General features: G+C 45.4%; 14 protein-coding genes and 9 tRNA genes. 15 read left to right on the top strand and 8 right to left on the bottom strand.

Annotated elements, in window-relative coordinates:
• Nucleotides 1-75: 75 nt before the first annotated feature.
• The 15 genes from mutY (at nucleotide 76) to IX91_RS01605 (ending at nucleotide 7,690) form a co-directional block, all read left to right on the top strand.
• Nucleotides 76-1,131: an A/G-specific adenine glycosylase gene (gene mutY, locus IX91_RS01680; protein WP_004742502.1), complete on the top strand. Its 1,056-nt coding sequence runs from the start codon at nucleotides 76-78 to the stop codon at nucleotides 1,129-1,131.
• Nucleotides 1,132-1,150: 19 nt separating this feature from the next.
• Complete coding sequence (locus IX91_RS01675; protein ID WP_004742501.1) at nucleotides 1,151-1,423, top strand: oxidative damage protection protein; 273 nt, start codon at nucleotides 1,151-1,153, stop codon at nucleotides 1,421-1,423.
• A gap of 69 nt (nucleotides 1,424-1,492) precedes the next feature.
• Nucleotides 1,493-2,629: a membrane-bound lytic murein transglycosylase MltC gene (gene mltC, locus IX91_RS01670; protein ID WP_004742500.1), complete on the top strand. Its 1,137-nt coding sequence runs from the start codon at nucleotides 1,493-1,495 to the stop codon at nucleotides 2,627-2,629.
• Between the two features lie 103 nt (nucleotides 2,630-2,732).
• Nucleotides 2,733-2,808, top strand: a tRNA-Phe gene (locus IX91_RS01665).
• A gap of 56 nt (nucleotides 2,809-2,864) precedes the next feature.
• Nucleotides 2,865-2,940 (top strand) — tRNA-Thr (locus IX91_RS01660).
• A 7-nt stretch (nucleotides 2,941-2,947) separates the two neighbouring features.
• Nucleotides 2,948-3,023, top strand: a tRNA-Phe gene (locus tag IX91_RS01655).
• 55 nt (nucleotides 3,024-3,078) lie between these two features.
• Nucleotides 3,079-3,154, top strand: a tRNA-Asn gene (locus tag IX91_RS01650).
• Nucleotides 3,155-3,726: 572 nt separating this feature from the next.
• Complete coding sequence (locus tag IX91_RS01640; RefSeq protein WP_004742498.1) at nucleotides 3,727-5,352, top strand: methyl-accepting chemotaxis protein; 1,626 nt, start codon at nucleotides 3,727-3,729, stop codon at nucleotides 5,350-5,352.
• 221 nt (nucleotides 5,353-5,573) lie between these two features.
• A tRNA-Phe gene (locus tag IX91_RS01635) sits at nucleotides 5,574-5,649 on the top strand.
• Between the two features lie 54 nt (nucleotides 5,650-5,703).
• A tRNA-Thr gene (locus IX91_RS01630) sits at nucleotides 5,704-5,779 on the top strand.
• Nucleotides 5,780-5,800: 21 nt separating this feature from the next.
• Nucleotides 5,801-5,876, top strand: a tRNA-Asn gene (locus tag IX91_RS01625).
• A 10-nt stretch (nucleotides 5,877-5,886) separates the two neighbouring features.
• A tRNA-Thr gene (locus IX91_RS01620) sits at nucleotides 5,887-5,962 on the top strand.
• Nucleotides 5,963-5,998: 36 nt separating this feature from the next.
• Nucleotides 5,999-6,074, top strand: a tRNA-Asn gene (locus tag IX91_RS01615).
• A 275-nt stretch (nucleotides 6,075-6,349) separates the two neighbouring features.
• Nucleotides 6,350-6,949 carry a hypothetical protein gene (locus IX91_RS01610; RefSeq protein ID WP_004748581.1) on the top strand — a complete coding sequence of 200 codons (600 nt, stop codon included), beginning with the start codon at nucleotides 6,350-6,352 and terminating at the stop codon, nucleotides 6,947-6,949.
• 9 nt (nucleotides 6,950-6,958) lie between these two features.
• Nucleotides 6,959-7,690, top strand: a complete 732-nt coding sequence (locus tag IX91_RS01605; protein WP_004748582.1) for an oxygen-binding di-iron domain-containing protein — start codon at nucleotides 6,959-6,961, stop codon at nucleotides 7,688-7,690.
• A gap of 63 nt (nucleotides 7,691-7,753) precedes the next feature.
• Here the strand turns inward: IX91_RS01605 and IX91_RS01600 are convergent, their stop codons facing one another.
• From IX91_RS01600 to mlaF, 8 genes are all read right to left on the bottom strand, one after another.
• Nucleotides 7,754-8,494 carry a 1-acylglycerol-3-phosphate O-acyltransferase gene (locus IX91_RS01600; protein WP_004748583.1) on the bottom strand — a complete coding sequence of 247 codons (741 nt, stop codon included), beginning with the start codon at nucleotides 8,492-8,494 and terminating at the stop codon, nucleotides 7,754-7,756.
• 115 nt (nucleotides 8,495-8,609) lie between these two features.
• The gene (murA, locus tag IX91_RS01595) at nucleotides 8,610-9,869 is read right to left on the bottom strand and encodes a UDP-N-acetylglucosamine 1-carboxyvinyltransferase (RefSeq protein WP_004748585.1); all 1,260 of its coding nucleotides are present in this window, start codon (nucleotides 9,867-9,869) and stop codon (nucleotides 8,610-8,612) included.
• Nucleotides 9,870-9,878: 9 nt separating this feature from the next.
• Nucleotides 9,879-10,133: a BolA family iron metabolism protein IbaG gene (gene ibaG, locus IX91_RS01590; protein WP_004748587.1), complete on the bottom strand. Its 255-nt coding sequence runs from the start codon at nucleotides 10,131-10,133 to the stop codon at nucleotides 9,879-9,881.
• The gene (locus IX91_RS01585) at nucleotides 10,126-10,455 is read right to left on the bottom strand and encodes an STAS domain-containing protein (protein WP_004748588.1); all 330 of its coding nucleotides are present in this window, start codon (nucleotides 10,453-10,455) and stop codon (nucleotides 10,126-10,128) included. Before IX91_RS01585 ends, ibaG begins: the two co-directional genes overlap by 8 nt.
• Nucleotides 10,452-11,093 carry a phospholipid-binding protein MlaC gene (mlaC, locus tag IX91_RS01580; RefSeq protein ID WP_004748589.1) on the bottom strand — a complete coding sequence of 214 codons (642 nt, stop codon included), beginning with the start codon at nucleotides 11,091-11,093 and terminating at the stop codon, nucleotides 10,452-10,454. Before mlaC ends, IX91_RS01585 begins: the two co-directional genes overlap by 4 nt.
• Before the next feature lie 10 nt (nucleotides 11,094-11,103).
• Nucleotides 11,104-11,580 carry an outer membrane lipid asymmetry maintenance protein MlaD gene (mlaD, locus tag IX91_RS01575; protein ID WP_004748590.1) on the bottom strand — a complete coding sequence of 159 codons (477 nt, stop codon included), beginning with the start codon at nucleotides 11,578-11,580 and terminating at the stop codon, nucleotides 11,104-11,106.
• Nucleotides 11,581-11,600: 20 nt separating this feature from the next.
• On the bottom strand, nucleotides 11,601-12,386 hold the full coding sequence (mlaE, locus tag IX91_RS01570) for a lipid asymmetry maintenance ABC transporter permease subunit MlaE (RefSeq protein ID WP_004748592.1): 786 nt from the start codon (nucleotides 12,384-12,386) through the stop codon (nucleotides 11,601-11,603).
• Nucleotides 12,386-13,183: a phospholipid ABC transporter ATP-binding protein MlaF gene (gene mlaF, locus IX91_RS01565; RefSeq protein ID WP_004748593.1), complete on the bottom strand. Its 798-nt coding sequence runs from the start codon at nucleotides 13,181-13,183 to the stop codon at nucleotides 12,386-12,388. The genes mlaE and mlaF overlap by 1 nt, the downstream gene beginning before the upstream one ends.
• Nucleotides 13,184-13,228: the final 45 nt, after the last annotated feature.

Genomic DNA, 13,228 nt, shown 5'->3' with positions numbered 1-13,228 from the left:
GCGATTAAAACGCTTTTATCTCGAACAAAATTTAACCGCAAAAGGTCAACAGACCCTAATTATATTGAGCATATCGTGACCCCATTTGCCAGTGCCATCTTAGATTGGTACGAAAACTATGGACGTAAGAGCCTACCTTGGCAGCAGGATAAAACTGCTTATAGCGTATGGCTATCAGAAATCATGTTGCAGCAAACTCAAGTTGCGACCGTGATTCCCTATTACCAACGGTTTCTAGAGCGCTTTCCAACCGTGGTTGATCTTGCTAATGCAGAGCAAGATGAGGTCCTCCACCTCTGGACAGGTTTAGGTTATTACGCTCGTGCTAGAAACCTGCACAAAGCCGCCAAAATTGTCGCGCAAGAATATGATGGTCAGTTTCCATTAGATATCGAGCAGATGAATGCCCTGCCGGGAATCGGCCGCTCGACCGCTGCGGCTGTCCTTTCGTCCGTATACAAACAGCCTCATGCTATTTTAGATGGCAACGTCAAAAGAACCCTAGCGCGAAGTTTTGCCGTAGAAGGCTGGCCAGGACAAAAGAAGGTCGAAAATCAACTTTGGCAATACGCCGAAGAACACACACCGGATGTCGATGTCGATAAGTATAACCAAGCCATGATGGATATGGGGGCGATGGTCTGCACTCGCAGCAAACCAAAATGTACATTGTGCCCTGTTGAATCTTATTGCATCGCTAATAAGCAAGGTAACCCACTCGATTATCCGGGTAAAAAACCTAAGAAAGACAAGCCAATAAAAGAAACTTGGTTTGTCATGCTGCACTACCAAGGGCAAGTTTGGCTAGAACAGCGCCCTCAATCCGGTATTTGGGGTGGTTTGTTCTGCTTTCCTGAAAATCCAGATGCAGAGCTTGCGCATCAGCTTGATATTCGAGGAGTATCTTCGAAAATGATTGAGCAGCAAACTCAACTGATTGCCTTTCGCCATACCTTTAGCCATTACCACCTCGATATCACACCAATTTTGGTAGACCTATCAAAGCAACCTCATGTGATAATGGAAGGAAGCAAAGGTCTTTGGTATAACTTATCGCAACCTGAAGAGATTGGCTTAGCTGCACCAGTAAAACAGTTACTGGAAAGCTTACCATTCGAACTTCAAAGCTAATTATTGTTAAGGAGTCGTTATGAGCCGCACTGTATTTTGTGCTCGACTACAAAAAGAAGCCGATGGATTAGATTTCCAACTTTATCCAGGCGAGCTAGGCAAACGTATTTTTGATAACATTTCAAAGCAAGCTTGGGCTGAGTGGCAACACAAGCAGACCATGTTGATCAATGAAAAGAAGCTCAACATGATGGATCCTGAGCACCGCAAGTTGATCGAAACCGAAATGGTTAACTTCCTATTTGAAGGTAAAGACGTTCATATCGAAGGCTACACTCCACCAAGCGAGTAACGAATAGCCCAAGTTGAAACAGAGAAATGACATCATTGCCTGCAGTGATGTCATTTTTTTAGGAGAGTTATGAGAAAGTTAGCGTACTTTTTAATTGCAGTGACACTGACAGGCTGTAGCCGCGAGTTTGTAGAAAGCCTTTATGATGTCAATTATGAACCGACCAATAGGTTTGCGAAGAACCTTGCAGAGCTACCGGGGCAATTTCAGAAAGATACTGCAGCTCTCGATGCGCTCATCAGCAGCTTTTCTGGCAACATTGAAAAACGCTGGGGACGAGGAGAAATTAAATTTGCTGGCAAAAGCAATTACGTAAAGTACATCGATAACTATCTTAGCCGCTCCGAAGTAAACTTTGATAAAGGCTTGATTACTATAGAAACCGTCTCCCCAACTGACCCAAAGAGACACCTTAAAAACGCGATCGTTACCACTCTTCTCACTCCTGATGATCCCGCTAACGTCGATCTGTTTTCTTCCAAAGACGTCAAACTTGAAGGGCAACCTTTTCTCTACCGACAAGTGGTCGATCAAGACAAAAAGGCAATTCAATGGTCTTGGCGCGCCAATCGTTTCGCTGATTATTTGATCGCTAATAAGCTAAAAGTGAAAAATGTCGACTTTAAGAAAGCGTATTACGTCGAAATTCCGATGGTCGAAGAACAATTTGAGATTCGTAGTTACAAATACGCCGACATTGTTCAGCGCGCTTCACGTAAATATGACATCCCAGAAGACCTGATCTACGCAATCATCAAAACAGAAAGTAGCTTCAATCCATATGCGGTTAGCTGGGCGAATGCGTATGGCTTGATGCAAGTCGTGCCAAAAACAGCCGGAAAAGACGTCTTCAAGTTAGTAAAGAAAAAATCGGGACAACCTTCACCGGAATACCTGTTTAATCCAGAGAACAATATCGATACCGGTACCGCCTATTTCTATATTCTCAAAAATCGCTACCTGAAAGATGTCAGCCACCCCCTTTCATTGGAGTACAGTATGATTTCTGCTTACAACGGAGGCACAGGTGGGGTACTCAATACTTTCAATCGCAATGACCGTAAACGTGCAATGCGAGATCTTAACTCACTGCAACCTAATCAAGTTTATTGGGCATTAACCAAAAAGCACCCTAATGCGGAAGCACGTCGTTATCTCGAAAAAGTTACCAAATTCAAAAAGGATTTTAACTCAGGCAAAACATAATCATCAAAAACGCCTAAATAATCGGCACTCAACCACTTTTTTGAATTTTTTTCTAAAAACAAGTTGACGGCAAGACCGAAAATCCGTTTAATAGCGCTCCGTCGCCCGGATAGCTCAGTCGGTAGAGCAGAGGATTGAAAATCCTCGTGTCGGTGGTTCGATTCCGCCTCCGGGCACCACAATTTGATTGTTGGTGTCTAAGACATCAATAAGTTAGCAAAAAGAATATTAGTGTGCCGACTTAGCTCAGTAGGTAGAGCAACTGACTTGTAATCAGTAGGTCACCAGTTCGATTCCGGTAGTCGGCACCATTCTTTTGCCTCGATAGCTCAGTCGGTAGAGCAGAGGATTGAAAATCCTCGTGTCGGTGGTTCGATTCCGCCTCGAGGCACCATTATTTGGTGCTTAACAAATAGTGGTCTTACAGACCTGTTGTTAACACAAATAATTCCCCCTTAGTTCAGTTGGTAGAACGGCGGACTGTTAATCCGTATGTCGCAGGTTCGAGTCCCGCAGGGGGAGCCACTTTCAAAAAGCCAAGTCGAAAGACTTGGCTTTTTTCGTTTTTAACTGCGACTTACTTGTACCAAGTAAATGTCTCAGAGCTAGCCGCCCGCGTTGAGTCCCAACAAGGGGAGCCATATTAGAGAAAGCCTCATCGCAAGATGAGGCTTTTTCGTTTCTACTGCTCCTGGTTTGTTCCAAACCAATGTCTCAGACCTAGCCGGCCGCGTTGAGTTCCGACTGTGGGAGCCACTTTCAAGAAGCCAAAACTGGGCGTCCCCGACGAAAGACTTGGCTTTTTTCATATTTCTCCCAAAGAATCTTTCCAAACACAAGACCTTTACCGCACTGGTTTCATATATTACTTATTGCCTCGATTATGTAGCCCTGCCCTTAAAATTGTTGTCCAAGCCTGTTTTATGCTTGTGCTGTCGTAAAAAACGACTTATTTCACACCAAAAATTTAATCTAAATCATAGTTTGAACTCAGTCTGCTATTAGGCTTAGAGCATCTAAAATAAGATGACAACAATATTAAAATAAGACACCAACTTCGTTTTCGTTAGAAATCGACCTATTGATGAGCAATTTTTATGAAACTTAAGACACAAGCTTATTTATTATCAGGAATTATCTTGATCGCCTTGCTTGCGTTAACCGCAACAGGTCTGTGGACTCTGCGCGTGGCAAGTAACTTAGACAACAAGGCTCGCGTAACAGAATTGTTCCGCAGCGCCTACAGTATCCTTACTGAAGTTGAGCAGATGGCGATCGACGGCACACTCGAAGAGCAACAAGCTAAAGAACTGGCAACACGCTTGCTGCGCAACAACATCTACAAAGACAATGAGTATGTTTATGTTGCCGATGAGAAGATGACCTTTGTTGCCACCCCTCTTGATCCGCAGCTTCATGGAACAAGCTTCCATGACTTCAAAGATGGCGATGGTAACAGCGTTGGGCAACTCATTCTCGATGTGCTAGGTCGTAAAACTGGGCAAATGGTTGAGTATACTTGGACGCAGAAACAACCAGATGGCAGCATCGAAGAGAAACTGTCTATCGCGGAGAAAACTCCTCATTGGGGTTGGGTGGTAGGGACAGGTATCGGCTTTAATGAAGTCAATGCTCGTTTTTGGTCTACAGCGCAATGGCAGCTGGTGCTCTGTTTAGGTATTGCGGGCGCTATCTTAGCCACATTAATTGTGTCAATACGCCGCATGCTCACTCTTCTTGGTGGTGAGCCACAAGAAGTACGCCGAGCAGTTCAAGAAGTCGCGAAAGGCAACATCCAGACAACGTTTGAAAACCAAGCCGATGACGGCAGCATCTATCAAGCAGTTCAGCAGATGAGTCAGTCTTTGGCTCAACTAGTGAGTAACCTTGAAGGTTCAATGCATGACTTACGTAGCGAATTGGCAAGTGTAGAAGATCGCGCAGGAAGTATTGCCCAGCTTACTGATTCTCAGCAGCAATCTACCGCTATGATCGCTACAGCAATGACAGAAATGGCCTCTTCTGCAAGCAATGTTGCTGATTCAGCCAGTGATACTGCAAGAAACACTGATGAAGCGGATAAACAGAGCCAACATACTCAGCACCTGATTCATAATACTGTCGATAATATTCAAGGCTTAGCCACTCAACTTGGTACAGCAAGTCAAGCTGTCGCTGACCTAGATAACGATGTAAACAATATCGTTAAGGTACTCGATGTTATCGGTGATATTGCCGAGCAAACTAACCTGCTAGCGCTTAATGCGGCTATCGAGGCAGCCCGTGCTGGTGAACAGGGCCGAGGTTTCGCTGTAGTTGCCGATGAAGTTCGTAACCTAGCGGGTCGAACTCAAGACAGCACCAAAGAAATTCAGCAGATGATTAGCAACTTACAGGAAGGCTCACGCAACGCGATCCAAACTATGGAAGTGTGTGCAGAAACCAGTGAAAGCACGGTTCAAGAGTCGCAAAATGCTTCTGAAGCATTGCAGCAAATCGTTGTCGCACTAGAGTCTATTACCCAAATGAGTCAGCAAATTGCCACAGCAGCGGCTGAACAGACTCAAGTAAGTGATGATATTTCTCAGCGAATCAATATGATCGAAGAGAGCGGCAACCAGTTAAGTGGCGTCGTCACCGAGAGTCATAACAGTACTCAAAGCCTAGCAAGATTAGCGAATGAGCTAGAAAACTGGGTAAGCAAGTTTACTGTTAAGCACTAATTCGGCTTGGAGTAGCAAAAAGCACGCCTCTTCGCGTGCTTTTTTGTTGTCTAAACTGGACTATTTCACCTATCAAAGCGTATAACGCCTGTTGTCCTCTATACATTTAATATCCAAAATGGATAAAAACAGCCCATTAAGTATAGAAAAACAACAAACGATATTTTTTTTGCATTTTAATGTTGACCTAAAGCACGAAAAGCCGTTTAATACACCTCGTCGCCCGGATAGCTCAGTCGGTAGAGCAGAGGATTGAAAATCCTCGTGTCGGTGGTTCGATTCCGCCTCCGGGCACCACAATTTATTTGTTGGTGTCTAAGCTAGACAACAACAAGAAAAGAAATAACGTGCGCCGACTTAGCTCAGTAGGTAGAGCAACTGACTTGTAATCAGTAGGTCACCAGTTCGATTCCGGTAGTCGGCACCATTTCTTTTCCTAATGGACAATTCCTCCTTAGCTCAGTTGGTAGAGCGACGGACTGTTAATCCGCAGGTCGCTGGTTCGAGCCCAGCAGGAGGAGCCATTTTTAGTGTGCCGACTTAGCTCAGTAGGTAGAGCAACTGACTTGTAATCAGTAGGTCACCAGTTCGATTCCGGTAGTCGGCACCATTTATTATCTTTAAGAATTCGTTCTTAAAGCATAATTCCCCCTTAGTTCAGTTGGTAGAACGGCGGACTGTTAATCCGTATGTCGCAGGTTCGAGTCCCGCAGGGGGAGCCATATTAGAAAAAGCCTCATCGCAAGATGAGGCTTTTTCGTTTCTACTGCTCCTGGTTTGTTCCAAACCAATGTCTCAGCCGAAGCGTCGGACCGTCCTAGCCGGCCGCGTTGAGTTCCGACAGAGGGAGCCATATTTGAAAGTGCCTCATCGCAAGATGAAGCTTTTTGTTGTCAGCCCTCCCTCACCTACCCCATTGTCGGTAATTCCTCAAGCACATTGGAAAAAGCCATCTTCGCTTCCTATATTTATTCCATAATATCTATAAGGAAATATCATGGCTAGGAAGCAACTGTTTGTCATTGCTGCGGAGATCTCTGCAGAACTTAATCGTGGTGTACTTATTGCGAAACAGCTCCAGCTTGTTGCAAGCAATGCGCGCGCCTTGGCTTTACGTGCTGGAGAAAGTGCGGCTGGTTTCCACCCTATCACTGATTCCATTGACGAACTTGTCCGCCTTACTCTCAATGCTTCTAGCAGTATCAATTTAAAGGCGCAGAGGCTCAGCAAGATAGCCACTGCTGAAGCGCGCTCGCGTACTGTTCTGAATCATTTTGAAACCGTCTATACGCGCTCACAAGGCGCTGTTTACCTCCATAGCCTTGATGCAACCCGCTCTCGATGTTTTGAAGAAGCAGAGCAGCTCAGTCAGACCTTCATTCAAGACTCTAAAGAGCTCAGCACGCTTCTTAATACGCTCCACAGTGAGTTGAGAGTTGCCTTGATCATTTCAACCTTGCTAAGCGTTGAAGCCTCCCAAGTCGAAGAGCGTTTTAAAGGGCAACTGAACTCCATTGCCGACAGTGTCCAAGAGTCTGCGGAAGCTATCCGTAGCCATGTTCTGCAATCCCTCAAATTATTCTCATTGTTCGAGTAAAGGAATACTATGCAATCAAAAGTCTTATTTAGAGATGATGAACACCGTTGGATCATGTTTGCCCGCGATCCTCACAAACCGGAAAAGATCATCGATACCAATCAATATATGATCGTCAACAAGCAGCAAGCGATTCTGCTTGATCCCGGTGGTATAGAGATGTTTTCTTCCATGCTCAGCAGCGTCGTCAAGGAAGTACCCACAGAGCAAATTAAGTATCTGTTTGCTTCTCACCAAGATCCGGACATCATCTCGTCTCTCGGTTTATGGGATAAAGCTTTGCCAAGCGCGACCCTATACTCTCCTTGGCTATGGGAAGGCTTTATCCGTCACTTTGGTATGGAGTCTATCTCCTTTTCTCCGATCAAAGATGAAGGTGGACGCTTATCGCTTGCTGACATAGATATCGAATTTATTCCCGCGCACTACATGCACTCATCAGGGAACTTTTCCGTCTATGATCGTAAAGCCAAGATTTTAATGTCAGGGGATATTGGGGCGGCGCTCGATGTGCCCAATGCCCCTTTATTTGTCGAAGACTTTGAAGCTCATATTCCAAAGATGGAGTACTTCCATCGACGTTGGATGCCGTCAAATAAGGCTAAGAGTGCTTGGATTGAACGAGTGCGAAATCTTGATATCGATATGATTTGTCCGCAGCACGGTGGGATTTTTAAAGGTGATAATGTCCAATGCTTCTTAGCTTGGCTTGATGAGCTCGATGTAGGTATTGCGGTGTAGACGGCTAGATACGAAAAAGCCAGTCACTCACTGGACTGGCTCTCTCTAATCGCTTGCTCTAGGCTAGGCTTTCACACCTTGCTGCTGGTTGAGCATTGCAACCTCTTTATCAAGCGACTCTAGTTTAGCTTTCATCTGCTCACGGCATGTATTGGCGAGCTCACGAACATTCTCTTTGCCGTAATCTTCGACTTGTACTGGAGGCAACATTTCAATAATAACGTGGCCATTGTTCCAGCGGTTAAGCTTCACGCCACCTGTTGAGCTACATACGATAGGAATGATAGGTAGCTTAGCGCCAATAGCAGCATGGAAAGCACCTGTTTTGAAAGGCAGTAGACCACGACCTCGCGAACGTGTCCCTTCTGGGAACATCCACACAGATACGTCACTGTTGTTTAGGCTATCCACTACCTGATCGATTGTCCCTTTTGCTTTAGAGCGGTTAGCACGGTCGATAAGAATATTACCTGTTAGCCAGTACAACTGACCAAATAAAGGCATCCAAGCTAGGCTCTTTTTACCTACTGTCACAACCTTTGGTGTTACCGCCGATGAGACAGTAAACAAATCCCAGTTGTTTTGGTGGTTGGCAATGTAAATATGCTGACCGCGTTTGTAAGCGTCTTCAGGAATGCGCAGCTCAAGCTTAATACCGAACACTCTCGACATCTTTCCAAATAGACGACCAAAGGTAAACACGTGCTTTGGATTACGCGGGCTCAGTAAGCAATAGCCACAGCCAAAAATAAACATCACAATTGCAAATATCGCAACAGCCAATACACGTAATAGTGCAATCATTGTGGTTCTCCAAAATAGAGAGTCATTTATCAGTTGAGCAGACTCTAACTGATCTATCATTCATAAAAAAGCCGAAACTCGCGTTTCGGCTTACAAGCGTTAGCTGATTCTATCTTTAATCGCGAAAACGTTCAATATTTGCGCCTAAAGCAGACAGTTTGTCTTCAATTTTGTCGTAACCACGATCAATGTGGTAGATACGGTCAACAATGGTTTCGCCATTCGCAATACAACCGGCGATTACCAAGCTTGCCGAGGCACGGAGGTCAGTTGCCATCACTTGTGCACCACTTAGCTCATCCACGTCACCACAAATAACAGTATTGCCTTCAATCTCTGCTTTAGCGCCCATACGCATCAGCTCAGGCACATGCATAAAGCGGTTCTCGAAGATATTCTCGGTGATAACACCACCGCCTTTGGCCATTAGATTAAGCAGCGTGAACTGAGCCTGCATATCGGTTGGGAAGCCTGGGTGTGGCGCAGTGCGAACTGTCACCGCTTTCAGATCTCTGCCCGTCATGTCGACAGTGATCCAGTCTTCACCAGTCTCAACCATTGCCCCAGCTTCTTCTAACTTAGCCAGTACCGCTTCAAGCAAGTGCGCTTTAGTGTTGCGACAGGTCACTTTACCGCCAGAGACCGCTGCCGCGACTAGGAAAGTACCCGTTTCAATGCGGTCTGCAACCACAGAGTGCTTACCACCACCTAGGCGCTCGACGCCTTCAATAGTGATGGTATCTGTACCTGCACCAGAGATCTTAGCACCTAGCTTGTTAAGGAAGTCAGCAGTATCAACAATCTCAGGCTCACGAGCAGCGTTATCTAAAACTGTTTTACCTTCCGCCAAAGTTGCCGCGCACATAATTGTAATCGTTGCGCCAACACTGACTTTATCCATAACAATGTGAGCACCTTTAAGGCGACCATCAACATTCGCTTTAACGTAGCCGTCTTCAAGCGTAATCGTCGCACCAAGCTGCTCTAGACCATGAATGTGCAAATCAACCGGACGAGCACCAATCGCACAACCACCAGGCAATGAGACCTGACCTTGACCGAAGCGCGCCACTAATGGACCTAAAGCCCAAATTGAAGCTCGCATCGTTTTTACTAAATCGTAAGGTGCGCAGTATTCATTAATACAGCTTGGATCAACATGAACAGAGCCATTGCGCTCGACTTTAGCACCGAGTCGCTCTAGTAGCTCCATCGTTGTGTCAATATCACGCAAGCGAGGCACATTGGCCACTTCAACTGGCTCTTCAGCCAAGATAGACGCAAATAAAATTGGCAGTGCAGCGTTTTTTGCACCAGAAATGGTTACTTCACCTACAAGAGGCTTGTTAGAACCAGTAACTCGAAACTTTTCCATTATTAAACCTTACAGTGACATCAACTTCTTATCACGAGCCCACTCTTCAGGAGTGTATGCCTTGATAGAGACAGCGTGGATGTCATTTCTTTGGATGTATTCCATCAGTGGTGCATAAATTAGCTGTTGTTTTTTAACGCGACTCATTCCATCGAAACAAGCATCAACAGCAACTACTTCATAATGACTGCCTTCGCCTTTCACGTGCAGTTCTTCTAATTTAAGTGCTTCGTTTAAAATCTGTTGTACTTTTGCGCTATCCACAATTCACCCCTGTAGTATTCTTTAAATGCCCTGCAATGAGTTCATCGACATTGCTCAACTGAAATAATGTGCGCAGTTGTTCCGGCACGAAACTGAGCATTATATGACAGTTTTGTTTTTTTGCATTCTCAATTAGATGAATTAGCATCACCATTCCAGCAGAGTCTATTCTTGTTACGGCTTCTAACGAAACTTCAACCTGCTCACTAGCTAGCTGCGATGTTTGAATAGACTGCCACAACTTAGGGACAGTATCTCGATTCAGGTCACCCGTTAGTAAGTACTGACCATCATTATCTTGCTGCCATTTGGGTTCCATCATTGAGCTTTACTCTCAAGACGAATCGGTTGCTTGGCAAGCTCTTCGAGCTCTTGAGCGACCGACAGAATACCTTCTTGGCGAAGCTTAGTGCTCCACTCAGACTGTTTGCTAGACAGAAGGCTGATACCTTCGGCAATCATGTCAAATGCTTGCCATTCGCCACTGTTCTTGTCACGGCGCAGCTTAAATTCCAACTTAATGTTTGGTCGCGGCGTATCAACAATGTCGACCTTAATGCTAGTAATGCTCTTTTTAGTGTCAAGCTTTGGCTCTGGACCAAACTCGATTGTCTGGTCAGTATACTGAGTCAATACTTGCGCATAAGAGCTGACTAAATAGGCACGAAATGCAACGATAAACTGACCTACATCCTCGCGCTTGGCCCCTTTTAAGTTCGGCCCAAGCAATTTCAAAGCCGCATACTTTTCGTTGACGTAAGGCATTAATTCTTCATCAACAATCACTTTTAGATGATTAGGATCTTGCTGTACCTGATCTTGCTCTGCTTTCAAGCGAGCAAAAGCGATCTCTGATACCTGCTTCATCATCTGATAAGGTTGAGTCTTATCAATTGGCTGTGCAGAAGCATTAAACGCCAAAAACATTGAAAACAGAGTAAGTACTAACTTTCTCAACATCATTCTCTCCTTACTCTTCAGAGCCACCAACGCTATACAAGACCTGACCAATCAAATCTTCTAGCACCAAAGCAGACTTGGTATCTTCAATATAGTCGCCTTCCACCAGCATCTGCTCATCTTCAAACACAAAGCCCGGCGTTAAACCAATGTACTGTTCGCCAATTAAACCTGACGTTAAAATTTTCACGCTCGACGTTTCTGGAAACTGGTTGTAGGTGCTGCTGATTGCCATGGAAACCACAGGGAGTAAAGACTCACTATTGAGACCAATACTGGTCACGCGCCCGACTACCACTCCGCCTACCTTAACTGGGGAACGTACTTTCAAGCTGCCAATGTTATCGAACTCGGCCTTGAGAGTATAAGTATCGTTAGAGCCGAGCCCCTTTACGTCAGCAACTTGAAAAATCATCACCAGAATTGCGCAAATTCCAGCGAGAACGAAGCTACCAACCCATAATTCTATCTTTCGAGTTTGTTGCATGATTAGTTCCCAAACATCATTTAATTACCAAACATCAAGGCAGTTAGTACGAAGTCTAGACCAAGTACAGCCAAAGAAGAGTGGACAACGGTGCGAGTCGTTGCGCGACTGATCCCTTCCGAAGTCGGAATCGCATCGTATCCATTAAAAAGCGCTATCCAAGTAACAGTTATCGCGAACACTAAGCTCTTTATCATACTGTTACCAATATCTTGTCCAAGTTCAACGGAAGCTTGCATTGCCGACCAGAAGCTACCGTGGTCAATCCCTTTCCAATCAACCCCAACTAACTGACCACCCCAGATACCGACAGCCATAAAAATCATCGCTAACAGTGGCATAGAGATAACGCCAGCCCAGAACCGAGGCGCGATGACGCGTTTAAGTGGATCAACCGCCATCATTTCCATGCTCGATAGCTGCTCAGTCGCTTTCATTAGGCCAATTTCAGCCGTTAATGCAGAGCCTGCACGCCCAGCAAACAATAGTGCTGTTACCACTGGCCCTAGCTCTCGAAGCAAAGAGAGCGCAACCATTTGGCCTAAAGCACCTTCAGCGCCAAAGTCGACCAAGATGACATAACCTTGCAGACTCAACACCATGCCGATGAAAAGACCTGACAAGACAATAATAATCAGGGATTGAACGCCCACGCTATAGAGCTGTTTAACTAGTAGAGGTAAATTTTTAAGTGGCTGAGGTCGACTCGCTAATGCGCCAAACAGCATCAAGCTTGCTCTACCAAACGCTTCACACACCGACATAGTACGGCGGCCAATCGAAGCTACGAAATTCGCTAAGCCCATTATAAGAACAGCTCCTTAGCTAAAGGTTGAGATGGGAAACGAAATGGCACTGGACCATCCGCATCCCCTTTAAGAAACTGCTGCACTTGTGGATCCATATTGGCACGTAACTCTTGTGGCGTTCCGCTCGCAATCACTTTACCGTTGGCCAAGATATACACCCAGTCCGCAATACTCATCACTTCAGGAACATCATGCGACACGACGATAGAGGTAACACCTAACGCCTGATTTAAGTTACGAATCAGCTCCACCAGCACGCCCATCGTTATCGGGTCTTGGCCTACAAAAGGTTCATCGTACATGATGAGATCGGGGTCGAGTGCGATCGCTCGAGCTAAAGCAGCACGTCTTGCCATACCCCCAGAGAGTTCACTTGGCATTAACTGCGCCGCACCACGTAATCCGACAGCTTCTAATTTAAGCAGGACTAAAGTGCGAATAATCGACTCGTCCAACTCGGTATGTTCACGCAAAGGAAAGGCGACATTGTCAAACACTGACAAGTCAGTAAACAAGGCTCCAGATTGGAACAACATGCTCATTTTCTTACGTTCTTGATAGAGCTTGCGTCGGCCTAAAGTGGGGATATTGTTACCATCAAACCAAATATCGCCGCTCTCAGGGTAGATTTGGCCGCCGATAAGGCGCAGCAAGGTTGTTTTACCAATCCCTGATGGACCCATGATCGCAGTCACTTTACCTTTAGGTACATGTAGACTGACGTTATCAAAGATCTTGCGCTCGCCACGAGAAAACGTTAGCTGCTTAACGGTGACTAGGTCTTCAGATTCCATGCTGGACTCATATTTGTTCCTTTAAGAATGGGCAATCATAAGCAC

Source organism: Vibrio tubiashii ATCC 19109 (genome assembly GCF_000772105.1).
GTDB lineage: Bacteria > Pseudomonadota > Gammaproteobacteria > Enterobacterales > Vibrionaceae > Vibrio > Vibrio tubiashii.
The sequence above is the reverse complement of the archived record's forward strand: the minus strand, read 5'-3'. Positions and strand labels throughout refer to the sequence as shown.